The organism is Rhizobiaceae bacterium (genome assembly GCA_023953835.1).
GTDB lineage: Bacteria > Pseudomonadota > Alphaproteobacteria > Rhizobiales > Rhizobiaceae > Mesorhizobium_G.
Window position 1 is genome coordinate 3,376,326 of record JAMLJB010000001.1, and the last position, 17,861, is coordinate 3,394,186.

Annotated in this window: 18 protein-coding genes; 14 read left to right on the forward strand and 4 right to left on the reverse strand. The window is 61.7% G+C overall.

The genetic code is table 11. The features are described 5' to 3' along the window. The first annotated feature begins 53 nt into the window (after positions 1 to 53). The gene (locus M9924_15880; protein ID MCO5065877.1) at positions 54 to 1,019 is read left to right on the forward strand and encodes a nicotinate-nucleotide--dimethylbenzimidazole phosphoribosyltransferase; all 966 of its coding nucleotides are present in this window, start codon (positions 54 to 56) and stop codon (positions 1,017 to 1,019) included. Positions 1,020 to 1,033: 14 nt separating this feature from the next. On the opposite strand, the gene M9924_15885 is transcribed toward M9924_15880, so the two are convergent. Then, positions 1,034 to 2,554: a HAMP domain-containing histidine kinase gene (locus M9924_15885; GenBank protein ID MCO5065878.1), complete on the reverse strand. Its 1,521-nt coding sequence runs from the start codon at positions 2,552 to 2,554 to the stop codon at positions 1,034 to 1,036. A 93-nt stretch (positions 2,555 to 2,647) separates the two neighbouring features. On the opposite strand from M9924_15885, the gene M9924_15890 reads away from it, so the two are divergent. The 3 genes from M9924_15890 (at position 2,648) to M9924_15900 (ending at position 4,470) form a co-directional block, all read left to right on the forward strand. After that, positions 2,648 to 3,262 (forward strand): thermonuclease family protein, encoded by a 615-nt coding sequence (locus M9924_15890; GenBank protein ID MCO5065879.1) that lies wholly within the window; start codon positions 2,648 to 2,650, stop codon positions 3,260 to 3,262. 23 nt (positions 3,263 to 3,285) lie between these two features. Continuing rightward, positions 3,286 to 3,897, forward strand: coding sequence for a glutathione S-transferase (locus M9924_15895; GenBank protein ID MCO5065880.1), 612 nt, complete (start codon positions 3,286 to 3,288; stop codon positions 3,895 to 3,897). 81 nt (positions 3,898 to 3,978) lie between these two features. Next, the gene (locus M9924_15900; GenBank protein MCO5065881.1) at positions 3,979 to 4,470 is read left to right on the forward strand and encodes an Lrp/AsnC family transcriptional regulator; all 492 of its coding nucleotides are present in this window, start codon (positions 3,979 to 3,981) and stop codon (positions 4,468 to 4,470) included. Positions 4,471 to 4,557: 87 nt separating this feature from the next. Here the strand turns inward: M9924_15900 and M9924_15905 are convergent, their stop codons facing one another. Further along, complete coding sequence (locus M9924_15905) at positions 4,558 to 5,427, reverse strand: NAD(P)-dependent oxidoreductase (GenBank protein MCO5065882.1); 870 nt, start codon at positions 5,425 to 5,427, stop codon at positions 4,558 to 4,560. Positions 5,428 to 5,551: 124 nt separating this feature from the next. Next, the gene (locus M9924_15910) at positions 5,552 to 5,806 is read right to left on the reverse strand and encodes a GlsB/YeaQ/YmgE family stress response membrane protein (GenBank protein ID MCO5065883.1); all 255 of its coding nucleotides are present in this window, start codon (positions 5,804 to 5,806) and stop codon (positions 5,552 to 5,554) included. 150 nt (positions 5,807 to 5,956) lie between these two features. Between M9924_15910 and M9924_15915 the strand changes: the two genes are divergently transcribed. The 4 genes from M9924_15915 to eno all read left to right on the forward strand — a co-directional run bounded on the left by M9924_15915 (position 5,957) and on the right by eno (position 10,260). Further along, positions 5,957 to 6,460 (forward strand): YidB family protein, encoded by a 504-nt coding sequence (locus M9924_15915; protein MCO5065884.1) that lies wholly within the window; start codon positions 5,957 to 5,959, stop codon positions 6,458 to 6,460. A gap of 85 nt (positions 6,461 to 6,545) precedes the next feature. Further along, positions 6,546 to 7,442, forward strand: a complete 897-nt coding sequence (locus M9924_15920; GenBank protein ID MCO5065885.1) for a VOC family protein — start codon at positions 6,546 to 6,548, stop codon at positions 7,440 to 7,442. Continuing rightward, on the forward strand, positions 7,439 to 8,272 hold the full coding sequence (kdsA, locus tag M9924_15925; protein ID MCO5065886.1) for a 3-deoxy-8-phosphooctulonate synthase: 834 nt from the start codon (positions 7,439 to 7,441) through the stop codon (positions 8,270 to 8,272). The genes M9924_15920 and kdsA overlap by 4 nt, the downstream gene beginning before the upstream one ends. A 713-nt stretch (positions 8,273 to 8,985) precedes the next feature. After that, complete coding sequence (gene eno, locus M9924_15930) at positions 8,986 to 10,260, forward strand: phosphopyruvate hydratase (protein MCO5065887.1); 1,275 nt, start codon at positions 8,986 to 8,988, stop codon at positions 10,258 to 10,260. Between the two features lie 13 nt (positions 10,261 to 10,273). Here eno and M9924_15935 read toward each other — a convergent pair whose 3' ends face one another. Next, on the reverse strand, positions 10,274 to 11,200 hold the full coding sequence (locus tag M9924_15935; protein ID MCO5065888.1) for a hypothetical protein: 927 nt from the start codon (positions 11,198 to 11,200) through the stop codon (positions 10,274 to 10,276). Positions 11,201 to 11,383: 183 nt separating this feature from the next. Here M9924_15935 and M9924_15940 point away from each other — a divergent pair, with 183 nt between their 5' ends. From M9924_15940 to lpdA, 6 genes are all read left to right on the forward strand, one after another. Continuing rightward, positions 11,384 to 11,695, forward strand: coding sequence for a septum formation initiator family protein (locus M9924_15940; GenBank protein MCO5065889.1), 312 nt, complete (start codon positions 11,384 to 11,386; stop codon positions 11,693 to 11,695). A gap of 178 nt (positions 11,696 to 11,873) precedes the next feature. Then, positions 11,874 to 12,914 (forward strand): pyruvate dehydrogenase (acetyl-transferring) E1 component subunit alpha, encoded by a 1,041-nt coding sequence (gene pdhA / locus M9924_15945; GenBank protein ID MCO5065890.1) that lies wholly within the window; start codon positions 11,874 to 11,876, stop codon positions 12,912 to 12,914. A gap of 12 nt (positions 12,915 to 12,926) precedes the next feature. Further along, on the forward strand, positions 12,927 to 14,315 hold the full coding sequence (locus M9924_15950) for a pyruvate dehydrogenase complex E1 component subunit beta (GenBank protein MCO5065891.1): 1,389 nt from the start codon (positions 12,927 to 12,929) through the stop codon (positions 14,313 to 14,315). Positions 14,316 to 14,333: 18 nt separating this feature from the next. Further along, complete coding sequence (locus tag M9924_15955; GenBank protein ID MCO5065892.1) at positions 14,334 to 15,686, forward strand: pyruvate dehydrogenase complex dihydrolipoamide acetyltransferase; 1,353 nt, start codon at positions 14,334 to 14,336, stop codon at positions 15,684 to 15,686. 6 nt (positions 15,687 to 15,692) lie between these two features. Further along, positions 15,693 to 16,331 (forward strand): SGNH/GDSL hydrolase family protein, encoded by a 639-nt coding sequence (locus tag M9924_15960; protein ID MCO5065893.1) that lies wholly within the window; start codon positions 15,693 to 15,695, stop codon positions 16,329 to 16,331. A gap of 11 nt (positions 16,332 to 16,342) precedes the next feature. Further along, entirely contained in the window at positions 16,343 to 17,788 is a 1,446-nt protein-coding gene (lpdA, locus tag M9924_15965; protein ID MCO5065894.1) for a dihydrolipoyl dehydrogenase, read from the forward strand. Positions 17,789 to 17,861 lie beyond the last annotated feature (73 nt).

The window sequence follows — 17,861 nt, forward strand, 5'->3', positions numbered from 1 at the left end:
TTGTGCAGGGCAGGGCGGGCGGGTAATCGAACCCAGCCCCGCCCGGAGAACCAATGCACAACACCTTTCCTTTCGACGATTTTCGTCGCCTGCTTTCCCAGATGCCACAGCCGGACGATTCCGCCGCTCAGGCAGCGCGAATGAAGCTGGCGGCGCGCGGAGAAGATATCGCCGCCAGCCGCTTTGGCGATCTGGCGGCATGGTTCGCGGCGACCGCAGGTGCATCGAGGCCGGTGCTGCGCCCGCAGGTCGCAATCTTTGCGGGGACCCATGGGGTGCTGCGCCACGGGATTTCGCGTCGCTCGCTGTCCTCGACATTGCAGGTGGTGGAAAATTGCGGAAATGGAAGCGCCGCCATCTGTCGCCTTTGTCAGGCAAACGAGTTTGGTCTCAAGGTATTCGACCTTGCGCTGGACCTTCCGACCGCCGACATCACGCGGGCGTCAGCCCTCGATGAGCGCTCATGTGCGGCCACCATGGCATTCGGCATGGAAGCGCTGATGGACAAGCCGGACATTCTTTGCCTCGCCAGCTTCGGGGCAGGCGGCTCGACGGTTGCCGTCGCCTTGCTCGCCGCCCTGCACGGCGAACCTTCCGAGGCGTGGCTTTCAGGTGGCGACCCCGAACTGTTCGATGTGCGCAAGTCAGTCGTGGACGAAGTGCTGGCGCGTCACGAGGCGCACTGCCGCGATCCGCTGGAAGCGCTCTGTCGCATTGGAGGCCGCGAATTCGCGGCTATTGCCGGAGCGATTCTCGCGGCCCGCATGGAGCGGGTGCCGGTGGTGCTTCATGGCCACGCGGCATTTGCCGCCGCCGCCGTTCTGGCGAAAGAGACGCCGGACGCGCTTTTGCACTGCGTTCTGGCCGACATCCCGGTCAATCCCCGCGCGCGGCAGCTTGCCGATTCACTCGGCCTGCTTTCCGTTTTCGATGCCGGCTTTGGCCCGCATGACGAGCAGCCCCTGTCGGGAGCCTTGGCGCTCAGCGTGGTCAAGAGCGCCGTCGCCACCGCTCTTTGACGGGAACGGGGATCCTAGAAGCGTTGCTGCTTGCCCTCACGGGTGGGCAGTGCGGGCAGGGCGTCCATGACCCTCGAAGCCGGGAAGATGGCAACTGCCTCCGTGCCTTCACGCAGCTTCGAATGAAGCTGGAACTCGCCGCCATGCACCTTCAGCAGCCCCTGCACAATCGGAAGCCCGAGCCCGGTGCCTTGCTCGGCGTTCTTGATCGCGATGGTCCCCTGGCCGAATGCTGAAAGCACGATTGGGATTTCATCCGGCGGAATGCCCGGGCCGCTGTCTTTCACCGATATGTACTGGCCGCCGCCCGCCGTCCATCCGACCCTGACGCGCACTTCGCTGCCCGCTGGCGCGAATTTGAGCGCATTCGACATGAGATTGAGCGTGATCTGGCGAATGGCGCGCTCGTCTCCCAGCAGGCGGGGAAGGTTAGGCTCCAGTTGCCGCGTGATCCTGATGTCCTTCTTGCGCGCCCGAAGCTCCATCATATGGCAGCATTCCTCGACCACGAAATGCAGGTTCAGCGGCTCCTCGTTCAACTGGTAGCGCCCGGCCTCGATGCGGGAGAGGTCAAGGATCTCGTTGATGAGATCGAGCAGGTGGCGGCCAGATTCGTGGATGTCGCGCGCATAGTCGAGATAGGAGGGATTGTTCATCGGCCCCAGCACCTCATTCGACATCACCTCGGAAAATCCAAGGATCGCGTTGAGGGGCGTGCGCAGTTCGTGGCTCATGGAGGCGAGGAAGCGCGACTTTGCCATATTGGCTTCCTCGGCCCGGTATCGCGCTTCGTCCGACATGGCCTTGGCCGTTTCGAGTTCGGCGATCAATTCATCCTTTTCCGAGCGAAACGCCAGCATTTGCAGCGCGGATTTGTGCATGGTCGAGGCGATATAGGTGAAGAAGACCAGCGCGCAGGCGAGCAGTGAGAAGAGGATGAAAACCAGCGGCTCGGTCGAAGTGGAATAGGTCGCGCCATAGGCGAGCACCGGCATCGTGAAGGTTGCAAGCACCGCGCCGCGCATTGCCGAGGCGACAATCGCGGTTGCGGCGATTACCACGAGCAGCACGGCCGCCTTGAGAAGCGCCAGCGAATCCGCGCCGCAGGTGGCGCAACCCATCATCGCGAAATAGACCCAGCTCAGGCCGCTGACGAAATGGGCGAGATGGAAATCGTGATGGCTGACCGAAACCGAGATATCGCTGGTCTCGGTGCGACTGTACCGTCGAGCAATCACCGCCAGCGGAAGAGAACAGATCGCAGTCAGCAGCGGCCATATGAAGACGCGGGGTTCCGCGCCGTTCACCACGGCAGCCACCGTCAGCACAATGCTGAGAAACGGCACGACCGGGAAATAATTGACCATCGCGCTTGCATGCAGCTTGACCAGCTCGCGATCGAATGCGGGATTGTCTGACGCTTGCGACAGTCGCTCGCGGGTCCTCCTGACCGCATGCGCAACGTCCTTGTTGCGGCGCGTCTTGCGACGGTCCACAACAAATTTGTCGGCGATTTCCGGACTTTCCAGAGTCATTCGGGATTGCGATGCATCGATGAAAACAGGCCCGCTCAGACGCTAGTCCGCAATGCTTAAGAGACTGTTTGCCATATGAGCAAAAATCGCTTCATGCGCCCAAAACAGTGGCGGCGCGGCAGCTTCGCGAGGCCGCTTTGGCGAAAAGCGCTGGATTGGCTCGTCGCGGTCTGCCTGCTGCTGGCGCTGATTCTGCTGGTGGCGCGGCTGGATGAATTTCGCAGCGTCACACGCAGCGGAGCGCCAACCGTCAATGACGGCGATTCGCTTACATTTGCGGGAGAAAGGGTCAGGTTGTGGGGCATCGATGCGCCCGAGCTGAATCAATCCTGCACGATTGACGCAAAGCCATATGCCTGCGGGAAGCGGGCGCGCGCGGCGCTCCAGGCAATGGTCAATGCCGGAAAGGTTGATTGCCGTGGCAGCGAACATGACAAATATGGCCGCCTGCTTGCCATCTGCCGTGTGGGAACAATCGAGATCAACCGCGCAATGGTCGAATCGGGATGGGCGGTCGCCTATGGCGGCTACGAGACAGCGCAGTCATCGGCGCGGCTCGCCGGGAAAGGGCTCTGGGCAGGCGAATTTGAACGACCGCGCGACTGGCGCGATCAGGGCGGGCATTCGCCCATTCTGAAACCGGACCTTATCGCCGGCGTTGGGGATTGGCTCCGCTCGTTGTTTTCAAAGCTGTTTCAAGGTGGTTAGATTGCATTTTCGGGAGGTCGCGCATGAAACTCTATGATGGCGGCAAAGCGCCAAATCCGCGCCGGGTGCGCATTTTTCTCGCGGAAAAGGGCATCGAAGTGCCGCTTGTCCCGGTGGACATGGGCGCTATGGAACATCGCGGCGCCGATGTTTCCCGGCGCAATCCGCTCCAGCGGCTGCCGGTTCTAGAACTCGACGACGGCACGATCCTGACCGAAAGCATCGCCATTTGCCGCTATTTCGAGGAGTTGCATCCCGAACCGGCGCTGTTTGGCAAGGGAGCGCTCGGCAAGGCGCTGGTCGAAATGTGGCAAAGGCGCGTGGAACTCAACCTTTTTCTGCCGGTCGGGCAGGCATTCCGGCATATTCACCCCGCGATGAAAGACTGGGAGGTGCCGCAAGTGCCGGAATGGGGCGAAGCAAACAAGCCGAAGGTATTGAACTTCCTTTCATTTCTTGATTCCGAACTTGCCGGGCGGCCGTTCGCGGCGGGCGATGAATTCTCTGTTGCCGACATTACCGGAATGATCGCAATCGACTTCATGAAGCCGGCTCGCATCACACTGCCGGATGAACTCCAGCATGTGCAGCGCTGGTATGAGGCATTGAAGGCACGACCCAGCGCGGCGGCATAATCTGCCGCTCGTTAGAAAATTGTTCTTGAAATCGCCTAATATTCTGCGTCATAAGCGAATCCATTCTAATGGAGAGTGGAAATGGACCGCCTCGACCGCAAGATTCTGAGAATTCTCCAGGAGGACGCGACCCTGGCGGTTGCGGACATCGCCAAGAAAGTCGGCCTTTCGACCACACCGTGCTGGCGGCGGATTCAGAAGCTGGAGGAAGAGGGCGTCATCAAGCGCAGGGTCGCGGTGCTCGATCCCGAGAAGATCAACGTCCGGGTGACGGTTTTCGTAGCGATCCGCACAAATTCGCACAGCCACGAATGGCTCCGACGCTTTTCCGAAGTCATTCAGGAATTCCCGGAAGTCGTTGAATTCTATCGCATGTCCGGTGAGGTGGACTATCTGTTGCGGGTCGTCGTTCCCGACATTGCCGCCTATGATGCGTTTTACAAGCGGATGATCGCGAAGATCGAAATCCGCGACGTGTCGTCATCCTTCGCCATGGAGCAGATCAAATACACGACGCAGCTTCCGCTGGACTACATGCTGCTAGAAAAGGAAAGCGCATCCACCGCAGCCTAGGCGCATGGGCGCGCTTTTGCGCGCAAAAATGCCAAAATGGCGAAAAACGCGGCCGCATAAATCGCGTTATGCGGAAAAACCTGTGACCTATGCTTCCAGACGGGCGAGCAGCGAGGACGTATCCCAGCGATTGCCGCCCATCGCCTGCACATCCTTGTAGAACTGGTCGATGAGGGCGGTGACCGGCAGCTTCGCCCCGTTGGCGTCTGCCTCGGCGAGGCAGATTCCGAGGTCCTTGCGCATCCAGTCTACCGCGAAGCCGAAATCGTATTTTCCGGCGTTCATGGTCTTGTGCCGGTTTTCCATCTGCCACGAACCGGCGGCGCCTTTCGAAATAACATCGATGACCTTCTCGATGTCGAGCCCGGCCTTCTTGCCGAAGTGAATGCCTTCCGCGAGGCCCTGCACGAGACCTGCAATGCAGATCTGGTTGATCATCTTGGTCAACTGGCCGGCTCCCGCCGGACCCATCAGGCCGACCATGCGAGCGAAAGCGGAAATCACGGGTTTGGCGCGCTCGAAATCCTGTTCGCCGCCACCCACCATCACGGTCAGCACCCCGTTTTCGGCTCCGGCCTGGCCGCCCGAGACGGGCGCGTCCAGAAAGCCGAACCCGGCATCCGAGGCGGCGGCAAAAAGCTCGCGTGCAACGATTGCCGAGGCCGTGGTGTTGTCGATGAAGATCGACCCCTTCGCCATGGTGGAGAACGCGCCGTTCTTTCCCGTGGTCACGGACCGCAAATCGTCGTCATTGCCGACGCAGGAAAAAACGAAATCCTTGCCCTCGGCAGCTTCGGCGGGCGTGGCGGCAAATGCGCCGCCATGTTCGGCGACCCATTTTTCGGCTTTGGCGGCGGTGCGGTTGTAGACGGTAACATCGTGGCCGCCCTTGTTCTTGAGGTGGGCCGCCATCGGATAGCCCATTACGCCCAATCCAAGGAAAGCTACTTTTGCCATTTTCGAACCTGCTCGCTGCCGTTTGAGTCGTCAAGCATCTACACCTGGCAACGCACGAGGTGCCAGAGCCAAGACGCAAGAAAAGGAAACTGCCCACCCCGGCAGGGTCAGCATTCCCTGAAATTCAAAGTCGTTTGCCGGTGAGCTGGTGGTAACCCCAGATGACGATCATCGCGCCGATGACCGCGACGACAAGGCTCCAGAGGTTGAACCCAGTGACGCCGACCCCGAGCACCGCGCTAAAGATCAGGCCGCCGACGATGGCTCCGACAATCCCCAGGACGATGTCCATGATGAGGCCCTGACCTCCCGTGCCCATCAGCCTGCTGCCGATGAAGCCTGCAATCAGGCCGAGCAAAACCCAGGCGATAACTCCCATAGTCCGCACCCTTCATATTTCAGACATATCCAAGGATTTTGATGGTTCCACAACGGTTCCCCGAACGCAACCGATGATAGAATCGTTGCCGAAGGTGTTTCGCAATCGCCGCCCGCGACCGCGACGCGGCACATTTCAGGGAGAACGGAAATGGGACTGTTTGACGATGCGGTGCCGGGCGGCAACATCACCAAGCCGCTGCTGATTGCATTGGGCGCATTGCTTGCGGGCAGAATGCTTTCGGGCGGCGGCAAGGAGGAAGAACCGGAGGCGGAGAAGAAGTCGCTCCCGCCGCAGGCCGAGGTGCCGCAGCCGGATCAGACCGCACAGCAGGGCGCACCCGGACAGGGTGGGCTGTTGGAAGGTGGTCTTGGCGGACTACTGGAAAAGCTTGCCAATAACGGCCACGGCGAAGTTGCCGACAGTTGGGTCAAGACAGACCAGCCCAATGCACCCATCCAGCCGCAGGATCTCGGCAAGGCGATCGGTGACCGGATGCTGACCGAACTTTCCCGCCGCACCGGAATTCCGCAGGACCAATTGCTCGACCAGCTTTCCAAGGCGCTGCCGGGCGTCGTGGACAAGCTCACGCCGGAGGGACGTGTTCCCAACAACGACCAGGTGGCGGGGCAGTTTCGAACAAGTCCCTGGTGACGAGACCGCATTTCGAGTGAGCGGTTGAACGCGGCGCAGCCTCGTATAGAAGCTGCGCTATCGCTTTTTCTGGCCAGTCGGATCGATGAGTCCCCAAACCAAGCCGCTCGATCATCTTGTCCTCCCAGTCTCCGGTCTCGACGAGGCGCAGACGCGCTACCGGGCGCTGGGATTCACGGTCGCGCCCGTGGGGGTGCATCCGTTCGGAACAGCCAATTGCTGTATCTATCTGGAGGATGGAACGTTCCTTGAGCCGCTGGCGGTGGCGGATGCGGAACTGGCCGAGCGCGCAGTCGCGGAAGGAAACGCCTTCGTGGCCGGCGACCGCAGCTATCGCGAACGGGTGGGACAGGACGGGTTTGCCGCCATCGTGCTCGGGACCAATGATGCCAATGCGGATGCGGCCCGCTTCGAAGCGGCGGCAATGCAGGGCGGCGATGTCCTCGATTTTTCCCGCGAGGTCGTGGACAAGACCGGCAAATCCGGCACCGCGTCCTTTCGGCTGGCCTTTGCACGCGACCTGCAATCGCCCGCGCCGTTCTTCTTCACCTGCGAGCGGGTCAAGACCCCCAAGGTTGACCGGTCGGCGCTCCAGCACCATCGCAATCGCGTCACGAGGCTCAGCGCGGTGGTGCTGACGGCTCCCGAACCGCGCCTTCATGCCGGCTTCCTGGAGACGTTCTTCGACTGCACCGCCAATGCGGAGGAGGGGAGCGGTTCGCTCACCTTTTCGCTGCCGAACACGGAAGTGCGCGTCGAAACACCGGACGTGTTTTCGGAAAAATATGGCGTAGAGATCGGCCAGCATGACACCGCCGAGGGGCTTCGACCAATGGCTGTCGTGTTCGAGGTTCCGGAAATCGATGCGACGGCCAGTCTTTTCAAGGCGGACGGGATCGCCTATCTCGCGCGGAACAACACTTTGATCGTGCCGCCCGCCACAGGGCAGGGTGCGTATTTCATATTCGAGGCCCGCGCATGACACAGCCCAACCACAGCGTCACGGTCGGCAACGTGACCTTCGCCAATGATGCGCCGCTGGCGCTCATCGCTGGGCCCTGCCAGCTTGAATCGCGGCAGCATGCGTTCGACATGGCCGGCGCGCTGAAGGAAATGACCGAAAAGCTCGGCATCGGACTCGTCTACAAATCGAGCTTCGACAAGGCGAACCGGACCTCGCTCGGCGCGACGCGGGGCGCGGGGCTGGAGGCGTCGCTGCCGGTGTTTGCGGATCTGCGCAAGGCGTTCGGGCTGCCGATCATCACCGATGTGCATACCGAGGAGCAATGCGCGCTGGTGGCCGATGTGGTCGACGTGCTGCAGGTTCCGGCGTTCCTCTCGCGCCAGACCGACATGCTTGTGGCGGCGGCCAAGACCGGCAAGGTCGTGAACGTGAAAAAGGGCCAGTTCCTTGCGCCCTGGGACATGAAGAATGTCGTGGCCAAGATCACCGGCTCGGGCAACCCCAATGTGCTGGTCACCGAGCGCGGCGCTTCTTTCGGCTACAACACGCTGGTGTCCGACATGCGCGCGTTGCCCATCATGGCGGAGATCGGCGCGCCGGTGATTTTTGACGCGACGCATTCGGTTCAGCAACCCGGCGGGCAGGGCGGTTCTTCCGGCGGCGAGCGCCGTTTCGTCAAGACGCTCGCCTCGGCTGCTGTGGCGGCGGGCGTTGCCGGCGTGTTCATCGAAACGCATGACGATCCCGACCATTCCGCCTCCTCTGACGGGCCGAACATGGTGCCGCTCAAGGACATGCCCGAACTGCTCGAAAAACTCATGGCTTTCGACCGGATCGCAAAGGGATAGTCGGCCCCGCCCATTGCTCCCACTTTGTGGGAGAGAGGTGGTTTGCGCAGCAATCCGCATAGAACACATCGCGACCACGCAGGAGCGGAACATGCAGCACGATCCACGTCATCGCGAGCAGGGAGAATGGCGGTACTGCAATCCACAGTGCCTTAATGAAGTCCGACGACGCGCGGAACGTCTGAAAGAAATCCTGCCAGAAATGATAGCTGTCCATTGCTGCTCCCCGTGCGACACAATTTGGTCACCGAGGGGCCCCCAATAGCCCCATGCGCCCCTCTGGTGACCGGGGAGTTCAAAAACCGCGCAAAGACGGCCGCCACGGCTTTTAAGCCGAAGCTCTGGACATTTGTCGTGGCCTCCCCGGCCCTGAGGCGCGTGGATGTGCCGTTGACGGTCGGCGCCGACCGCTTTGCGAGGGGTTTTGACGCCCCAAGGACCAGCCGGATGACCGATCCCGGCGCGACCATATTCCATCATATGCTAAAATAGAAGCGGGATTTTTGGGTTGGAGGTTCGCGCTGCCCCTCACCCTCCCCCCGTCGGCAAGGTCGCGACTACCCCTCATCCGGCTGCCGCCACCTTCTCCCCTTGTGGGAGAAGGTGGCGGCAGCCGGATGAGGGGTGCAAGCACGACCCGGCATGACCGTTGCCTTTTTGCGTGCTTGCGCTAAGAGAGGCGCGAATTCAGCCAAGATTTGCAGGAGCCCCCAATGACCGCAATCGTCGATATTGTCGGCCGCGAAATTCTGGACAGCCGTGGCAACCCGACCGTCGAAGTCGATGTCGTGCTGGAAGACGGCTCGATGGGCCGCGCCGCAGTGCCCTCAGGCGCGTCGACCGGCGCGCATGAGGCGGTCGAACTGCGGGACGGCGGCAAGCGCTATCTTGGCAAGGGCGTCGAAAAGGCAGTGGAAGCCGTGAACGGCGAGCTGTTCGAGGCGATTGGCGGCATGGAGGCCGAAAACCAGATTCACATCGACCAGACGATGATCGAGCTGGACGGTACGCCGAACAAGAGTCGCCTTGGCGCAAACGCAATCCTCGGCGTGTCGCTGGCCGTGGCGAAGGCCGCCGCCGAAGCATCCGGCCTGCCGCTCTATCGCTATGTCGGCGGCCCGAATGCGCATGTGCTGCCGGTGCCGATGATGAACATCATCAATGGCGGGGTCCATGCCGACAACCCGATCGATTTCCAGGAATTCATGGTGATGCCGGTTGGCGCGCCGAGCCTGCGCGAAGCGGTGCGCTGGGGATCGGAAATCTTCCACACGCTCAAGAAGGGCTTGAAAGACGCGGGGCACAACACCAATGTCGGCGACGAGGGCGGCTTCGCCCCGAACCTGAAGAGTGCACAGGCTGCGCTGGAATTCATCATGACGTCCATCGAGAAGGCGGGCTACAAGCCGGGCGAGGACGTGGCAATTGCGCTCGACTGCGCCGCGACGGAGTTCTTCAAGGACGGCGCCTATGTCTATGAGGGCGAGAAAAAGACCCGCGACCCGAAGACACAGGCCAAATATCTGGCGAAACTGGCTGCGGATTTCCCGATCATTTCCATCGAGGACGGAATGGCCGAGGACGACTGGGAAGGATGGAAAATCCTGACGGACATGATCGGCGACCGCGTGCAGCTCGTCGGCGACGACCTGTTTGTCACCAATTCGGCCCGCCTGCGGGACGGCATCAAGATGGGCGTCGCCAATTCGATTCTCGTCAAGGTGAACCAGATCGGTTCGCTGTCCGAAACGCTGGATGCAGTCGAGACCGCGCACAAGGCGCGCTATACGGCGGTGATGTCCCATCGTTCCGGCGAAACGGAAGATTCGACCATCGCCGACCTCGCGGTCGCAACCAATTGCGGGCAGATCAAGACCGGCTCGCTGGCGCGTTCGGACCGGCTGGCGAAATACAACCAGCTTATCCGCATCGAGGAAGAACTGGGCACGGCGGCTTCATTCGCGGGCCGCTCGATCCTGAAGGGCTAGAAGCCGCGCCTCGTCAGCTTGCAGGCCAGCTTGCGTGGCTGACCGAGGCAAGGCGATACCCGCCATTGCGGCAGATCTGGTCGTATGCCCGGAAGCGCGCAAGCGGCAGGCAAACGAACCGCCGCCGGGCGGGCGAGGCATCCGACCTGTAGGCCACGACGGCATGTTCGTTGTGGCCGATGGACTGCACGGACAGCCCGGCATCGGCATAGCGGTCCACCATCGCCGCAATCGACGGCGCAATTCCAACGTTCAGGCCGCCCGGAGCCTCGATAAGCTGCTCACCTTCGCCCGGTTCCCACACGGCGGCGTAGTGCGCGCCTGACGGGCCGTAGCGATCAATGGAGGCGATGCGCAATCCGCGCTCGCGCTGACGCTTGTCGAGCGTCACGAGTTCGGCCCACCCCATGTTCCAGGCGACGGGTTGCGGATGGGGAGTCGAAACCGGCTCCCAGACCGCGTTGAAATTGCGATGGCGCCTGTTGAACGACGCAAGACGATATCCCTGACGGAGCATGTCCTCGTGGCGGCGCTTGAAGGCGCTGGCGTCCGCCGTGACCTGCCAGACATTCCCCGGAGCCTCGTCCTTCACGAAGGCGACGGACCATGGTTCGAAGAACCGGCCCGACCCGAATATATCCGAAGGACGAAAACCGTCCTGCGCATATCGCGCTATGATATCCTGCAATTGCTCGAAGGTGCGGACGTCCGTCTCGAACCGGCCTTCCCGCGCATCCTCGATCCATGTGCCGAGCAAGGCCCCACCGGGTTCGGAGTTTCGATCCCGTCCGGCGGGCACATCATCCGACCATGCCGAATCATTGTCGTGCGCATAGCCCGAACCGGCGCCTTTGACACCCGTCTCGCCACGCTGCAAAGCGATGTGCAGACCGTTCTTTATAGCCAAATTTCCTATGAAGCCCGGACTCTTCTGGTCCATGACAGCCCCGCCCACTCAAACCGCACCCAAGACAGAGTTTGCCCCAAAATCATGGTTAATGAAAGGTGTCGCGGGCCGGTCTTGCACATATTTTTTGCGGCGCAACAGAAATCGGCAGGAGGCGGCGCCGTAACCCTCCATTAAGCATGCATGAGGCACAAAAGGGGCATGGAGAGCCCGTTCATGTGGACAAAACAGCACAAGCAGAGAAATACCGGGCGCCTGATCGTTCCGGCAATCGCAACGGTCTTTCTCTCCTATTTCGGGTTCCATGCCTACCATGGCGAATATGGTATCTACTCGAAATACCGGCTGGAAAAGCGTATCGTTGAACTGGGCCATGTGCTCGATGATACCGTTGCCGAACGCGGGGCGCTGGAACGCAAGGTCCAGATGTTGCGCGACGGCACGATAGAAAAAGATATGCTGGACGAATTTGCACGGCGGGAACTGGATTTCAGCCGTCCCAACGAACTCACCGTCAACCTGCAATGAAGTGAATTAACTGAATTCACGTTAATCGCTTAGTTCCGCAGTGAAAATAACGGTTTAGCTGCAAGGCAGCCATGCATTTTTCCGCATGGACGGACGTGCTTTTTCCATATAGCGTGGTGGCAAGAGGGAAGGAAGCCAGCCTTCCCGGGTCCGCCAGAGACGAATCAGGGAGAGACGTATGGCAACAGCCGCCAAGCGCGCGCCGGCCCGCAAAGCCGACGCAAAGCCAGGAACAAATCCCGCCACGCCCAAGCCGGTCGAGTTCGACAAGCAGCAGGAACTGGACGCCTATCGCGCGATGCTCCTGATCCGCCGGTTCGAGGAGAAGGCGGGCCAGCTCTACGGCATGGGTTTCATCGGCGGTTTCTGCCACCTCTATATCGGCCAGGAAGCGGTGGTGACCGGCCTGAAAATGTCGCTCATCGAGGGTGACCAGATGATCACCGGATATCGTGACCATGGCCACATGCTGGCCATGGAGATGTCGCCGCGCGGCGTCATGGCCGAGTTGACCGGGCGCAAGGGCGGCCTGTCGAAGGGCAAGGGCGGCTCCATGCATATGTTCTCCAAGGAGAAGAACTTTTATGGCGGCCACGGCATCGTCGGGGCGCAAGTGTCGCTTGGCACCGGCCTCGGCTTCGCCAACAGATACCGCAAGAACAAGAACGTCGCGCTGGCCTTTTTCGGAGATGGCGCGGCCAATCAGGGCCAGGTCTACGAGAGCTTCAACATGGCGGCGCTGTGGAAGCTGCCGGTCATCTATGTGATCGAAAACAACCGCTACGCCATGGGCACCGCCGTGTCGCGGTCTTCTGCGGAGACGGATTTTTCGCACCGCGGCATTTCCTTCCGGATTCCCGGCATACAGGTGGACGGCATGGATGTGCGCGCCGTGAAGGCCGCCGGCGACCTCGCGACCGACTGGTGCCGGTCGGGCAAGGGGCCGATCATCCTCGAAATGCTGACCTACCGCTATCGCGGACACTCCATGTCGGACCCGGCGAAATACCGCACGAAGGAGGAAGTGCAGAAGATGCGTTCCGAGCACGACCCCATCGAGCAGGTGAAGGCGCGCCTGTTCGACAAGAAGTGGGCGAGCGAGGACGATCTCAAGCAGATCGACAAGGAGGTACGTGACATCGTCGCCGATGCGGCCGATTTCGCCCAGACGGACCCGGAGCCGGATGCGTCCGAACTCTGGACCGATATTTTGCACTGAGGGAGGGCGACCATGCCGATCGAAATTCTGATGCCAGCGCTGTCGCCCACCATGGAAGAGGGCAACCTCGCGAAATGGGTGAAGAACGAGGGCGACACGATCAAATCCGGCGACGTGATCGCCGAGATCGAGACCGACAAGGCGACGATGGAAGTCGAAGCCGTGGACGAGGGCGTTCTCGCGAAGATCCTTATTCCCGCAGGCAGCGAGGGCGTGAAGGTCAACACGCCGATTGCCGTGCTGGCGGTGGAAGGCGAAGACGTCGACCAGGCGGCGAAGGGTGTCGGCGAGGCCGACGAAACGCCGCCGAAGATCGAAGCCGAGGCGGAGCCGAAGCCGCAAACCACGAAGCAGGATGCTGTACCTGCCGCGCCGAGGCTGGAGGCCGCCGCCGATCCCGACATTCCGGCGGGCACAGAAATGGTGCCGACCACGGTGCGCGAGGCGCTGCGTGACGCGATGGCCGAGGAAATGCGCCGCGATAGCGATGTCTTCGTCATGGGCGAGGAGGTCGCCGAGTATCAGGGCGCTTACAAGATCACGCAGGGCCTGTTGCAGGAATTCGGCGCGGATCGGGTGATCGATACGCCGATCACCGAGCACGGCTTTGCGGGCGTCGGGGTCGGCGCGGCGATGGCCGGGCTGAAACCCGTCGTGGAGTTCATGACCTTCAACTTCGCCATGCAGGCGATCGACCAGATCATCAATTCGGCAGCCAAGACGCTCTATATGTCGGGTGGCCAGATGGGCGCGCCCATCGTATTCCGGGGGCCAAACGGCGCTGCGGCGCGCGTGGCGGCGCAGCACTCGCAGTGCTATGCGGCGTGGTACAGCCACATTCCCGGCCTCAAGGTGGTGATGCCCTACACGGCGGCGGATGCGAAGGGCCTGCTGAAGGCCGCGATCCGCGATCCGAACCCGGTCATCTTCCTCGAAAACGAAATATTGTATGGCCACAGCTTCGACGTGCCCAAGCTCGACGATTTCGTGCTGCCTATCGGCAAGGCGCGGATTCACAAGCCGGGCAAGGATGTGACGCTGGTATCGTTCGGCATCGGCATGACCTATTGCGCGAAGGCAGAGGCCGAACTGCGGGGCATGGGCATCGACGTGGAGATGATCGACCTGCGCACGATCCGTCCGCTCGATTTCGACACGATCATTGCCTCGGTGAAAAAGACCAACCGGCTGGTGGTGGTCGAGGAAGGCTTTCCGCAGTCGTCGGTGGGCGATTTCATTGCCAACCAGGTGTCGCAACGCGCATTCGATCATCTCGACGCGCCGGTCATCACCATTGCGGGCAAGGACGTGCCGATGCCCTATGCAGCCAATCTCGAAAAGCTCGCCCTGCCGAATGTCGCCGAGGTCATCGAGGCGGTCAGGGCAGTGACGTATCGCTGACGGAAGCGGGAGGAAGCCATGCCGATCAATATTACCATGCCGGCCCTCTCGCCAACGATGGAAGAGGGCAATCTCGCCAAATGGCTGGTCAAGGAAGGCGACAAGGTTGCGCCCGGCGACGTGATCGCCGAGATCGAAACCGACAAGGCCACGATGGAAGTCGAGGCCGTGGATGAAGGAACGGTCGCGAAAATCGTCGTCCCGGCCGGAACCGAAGGCGTCAAGGTCAATGCGCTGATCGCCGTTCTGGCAGGTGAGGGCGAGGATGTCGCCGCAGCCGCGGCAGGCGGAGCGCCCGCCAAGGCGGAAGCGCCCAAGGCGGCTCCGAAGGCGGAACCTGCCCCCTCATCCGCCCCCGCAGGCAATGTTCCGTCACAAGGGGAGAAGGCAGCGGCGGCTGCGCCGGTTGCTTCCACAGACCGTGGCACCGAGCGCATTTTCGCATCGCCGCTGGCGCGGCGCATCGCGACGGAAAAGGGCGTCGATGTCGCTTCCATCAAGGGTTCGGGACCGCATGGCAGGGTTGTAAAGGCCGATGTCGAAGCCGCCGCTGCGGGCGGCGGTGCGAAAGCGGCCCCGGCTGCCGCGCAGGCACCGGCGGCAGCGCCTGCGCCGAAGGGTGCGTCCGACGAGCAGACGCTCAAGCTGTTCGCCGAAGGCAGCTACGAACTCGTGCCGCACGACAATATGCGCAAGACGATTGCGCGCCGTCTGGTCGAGGCCAAGACCACCATTCCGCACTTCTATCTGACCGTCGATATCGAGCTGGACGCGCTGCTCGCGCTGCGGACACAACTGAATGCGGCAGCACCCGTCAGGAAAACCGATAAGGGCGAGGTCCCGGCCTACAAGCTGTCCGTAAATGACATGATTATCAAGGGCATGGCGATGGCTCTTCAAGCTGTACCCGACGCCAATGTGTCATGGACGGATTCGGCGATGGTGCATCACAAGCACTCCGATGTCGGCGTCGCGGTGTCCATTCCGGGAGGCTTGATTACGCCCATCGTGCGGCAGGCCGAAACGAAATCGCTTTCGGCGATTTCAAACGAGATGAAGGACCTTGCGGGCCGCGCCCGGTCGCGCAAGCTCAAGCCCGAGGAATATCAGGGCGGCACGACGGCCGTTTCGAACCTCGGCATGTTCGGCATCAAGGATTTCGCCGCGGTCATCAACCCGCCGCATGCAACCATCCTGGCAGTTGGGGCGGGCGAGCAAAGAGCAGTCGTGAAGAACGGCGAAGTGAAGGTGGCGAACGTGATGTCGGTCACGCTTTCGACCGATCACCGCGCGGTCGATGGCGCGCTCGGGGCCGAACTGCTGCAAGCCTTCAAGCGCCTGATCGAAAATCCGATGAGCATGCTGGTCTGACAGGCCATGAAAACCATACTCTGTTATGGCGATTCGCTGACATGGGGCTTCAATGCGGAGCACATGACGCGCCATGACTATGCGGACCGCTGGCCGAGCGTGCTTCAGGCGGAACTCGGCGATGATTTTAGCGTCATAGCCGAGGGCCTGAACGGCCGGACGACTGCGTTCGACGACAATCTCGCCGGAGAGGACCGCAACGGCGCGCGCGTGCTGCCGACCATTCTGGGCAGCCATTCGCCGCTGGACGCCATCATCGTCATGCTCGGCTCCAACGACATGAAGCCGTGGATTCACGGTACGGCGCTGGGGGCCGCTCACGGCATGAAGCGCATCGTGCAGATCGTGCGCGGGCATCCTTATCCGCAGGGCGCGGCTGCGCCGAAGATCGTGCTTGTCGCACCGCCGCCTGTGTCGAGGACGAACAATACGGAATATGCCGCCATGTTCGAGGGCGGCGATTCCGCATCGCGCCAACTGGCGGACGCGTACCGCAACCTTGCCGCCGAAATGGGGTGCGGGTTTTTCGACGCCGCGACGGTCGCCGGCACGGCGCATTTCGACGGCGTGCATATGGACGCGGCAAACACGCGCGCAATCGGCACGGCGCTCGCGCCGGTCTTGCGCAAGATACTGGACATTTAGGGAGACTGGCTGTGGCAGACTCTTATGACGTCATCATCATCGGTTCCGGCCCCGGCGGTTATGTCACCGCCGTGCGCTCCGCCCAACTTGGCTTCAAGACGGCGATTGTCGAGCGCGAGCATCTGGGCGGAATCTGCCTGAACTGGGGATGTATTCCCACCAAGGCGCTGCTGCGCTCGGCGGAAATCCTGCACTATGCCGAACATGCGAAGGATTACGGGCTGAAGATCGATGGCACCATCAGCGCCGACACCAAGGCGGTCGTGGACCGCTCGCGCGGCGTTTCGGCAAGGCTCAACGGCGGCGTCGGCTTCCTGATGAAGAAGAACAAGGTGGATGTGATCTGGGGCGAAGCGAAGCTGACCAAGGCCAACGAGATCGTCGTCGGCAAGCCGGGCAAGCCCGCCATGCAACCGCAGCATCCCGCGCCGAAGGGCACCAAGGGGAAGGGCACCTACACCGCGAAGCACATCATCGTCGCGACCGGCGCGCGGCCGCGCGCGCTGCCCGGCATCGAGCCGGACGGCAAGCTGATCTGGACCTATTTCGAGGCGATGATTCCGCAGGAAATGCCGAAGTCCCTGCTGGTCATGGGATCGGGCGCCATCGGCATAGAATTCGCCTCGTTCTATCGCACCATGGGCGTTGACGTGACCGTGGTTGAGATCATGCCGCAGATCATGCCTGTCGAGGACAACGAGATTTCGACGCTGGCGAAGAAGCAGCTCGAAAAGCAGGGCATGAAGATCCTGCTGGAAACCAAGGTGACGAAGGTCGAGAAGGGCGCGAACTCGATCACGGCGACGCTTGAGGGCAAGGACGGCACGACGCAGACGATCACGGCGGACCGGATGATCTCGGCGGTCGGCGTGCAGAGCAATGTCGAAAATCTCGGCCTTGAGGTGCTGGGCGTGAAGATCGAGCGTGGCTCCATCGTAACCGATGGCTATGGCCGCACCAATGTGCCGGGGGTCTATGCGATCGGCGACGTGGCCGGGCCGCCCATGCTGGCGCACAAGGCCGAGCATGAAGGCGTCATCTGCGTCGAGAAGATCGCGGGGCTTCCCGGTGTGCACGCGCTGGACAAGCTCAAGATTCCCGGCTGCACCTATTGCCATCCGCAGGTTGCGTCGGTCGGGCTGACCGAGGCGAAAGCGAAGGAACAGGGCAGGGACATTCGCGTCGGGCGCTTCGCCTTTGCCGCGAACGGAAAGGCCATTGCGCTCGGCGAGGATCAGGGGCTGGTCAAGACCATCTTCGACAAGAAAACAGGCGAACTTCTGGGCGCGCATATGGTGGGCGCGGAAGTGACGGAGCTGATCGAGGGTTTCGTGGTTGCGATGAACCTCGAAACGACCGAGGAAGAGCTGATGCACAGCGTTTTCCCGCACCCGACCCTTTCGGAGATGATGAAGGAAAGCGTGCTGGACGCGTATGGACGTGTGCTGAACGCATGAGGAGCGCGCATCAGCCGCTGTTCCAATCGGCAGCTTGTTCCCTTATATAAGCGTTTACGAGGCCGGGAGATCG

What these genes read in the sequence shown, in the direction of transcription:
- M9924_15880 (MCO5065877.1), top strand. Translation starts at nt 54, where the DNA reads ATGCACAACACCTTTCCTTTCGACGATTTTCGTCGCCTGCTTTCCCAG.
- M9924_15885 (MCO5065878.1), bottom strand. Translation starts at nt 2,554, where the DNA reads ATGACTCTGGAAAGTCCGGAAATCGCCGACAAATTTGTTGTGGACCGT.
- M9924_15890 (MCO5065879.1), top strand. Translation starts at nt 2,648, where the DNA reads ATGCGCCCAAAACAGTGGCGGCGCGGCAGCTTCGCGAGGCCGCTTTGG.
- M9924_15895 (MCO5065880.1), top strand. Translation starts at nt 3,286, where the DNA reads ATGAAACTCTATGATGGCGGCAAAGCGCCAAATCCGCGCCGGGTGCGC.
- M9924_15900 (MCO5065881.1), top strand. Translation starts at nt 3,979, where the DNA reads ATGGACCGCCTCGACCGCAAGATTCTGAGAATTCTCCAGGAGGACGCG.
- M9924_15905 (MCO5065882.1), bottom strand. Translation starts at nt 5,427, where the DNA reads ATGGCAAAAGTAGCTTTCCTTGGATTGGGCGTAATGGGCTATCCGATG.
- M9924_15910 (MCO5065883.1), bottom strand. Translation starts at nt 5,806, where the DNA reads ATGGGAGTTATCGCCTGGGTTTTGCTCGGCCTGATTGCAGGCTTCATC.
- M9924_15915 (MCO5065884.1), top strand. Translation starts at nt 5,957, where the DNA reads ATGGGACTGTTTGACGATGCGGTGCCGGGCGGCAACATCACCAAGCCG.
- M9924_15920 (MCO5065885.1), top strand. Translation starts at nt 6,546, where the DNA reads ATGAGTCCCCAAACCAAGCCGCTCGATCATCTTGTCCTCCCAGTCTCC.
- kdsA (MCO5065886.1), top strand. Translation starts at nt 7,439, where the DNA reads ATGACACAGCCCAACCACAGCGTCACGGTCGGCAACGTGACCTTCGCC.
- eno (MCO5065887.1), top strand. Translation starts at nt 8,986, where the DNA reads ATGACCGCAATCGTCGATATTGTCGGCCGCGAAATTCTGGACAGCCGT.
- M9924_15935 (MCO5065888.1), bottom strand. Translation starts at nt 11,200, where the DNA reads ATGGACCAGAAGAGTCCGGGCTTCATAGGAAATTTGGCTATAAAGAAC.
- M9924_15940 (MCO5065889.1), top strand. Translation starts at nt 11,384, where the DNA reads ATGTGGACAAAACAGCACAAGCAGAGAAATACCGGGCGCCTGATCGTT.
- pdhA (MCO5065890.1), top strand. Translation starts at nt 11,874, where the DNA reads ATGGCAACAGCCGCCAAGCGCGCGCCGGCCCGCAAAGCCGACGCAAAG.
- M9924_15950 (MCO5065891.1), top strand. Translation starts at nt 12,927, where the DNA reads ATGCCGATCGAAATTCTGATGCCAGCGCTGTCGCCCACCATGGAAGAG.
- M9924_15955 (MCO5065892.1), top strand. Translation starts at nt 14,334, where the DNA reads ATGCCGATCAATATTACCATGCCGGCCCTCTCGCCAACGATGGAAGAG.
- M9924_15960 (MCO5065893.1), top strand. Translation starts at nt 15,693, where the DNA reads ATGAAAACCATACTCTGTTATGGCGATTCGCTGACATGGGGCTTCAAT.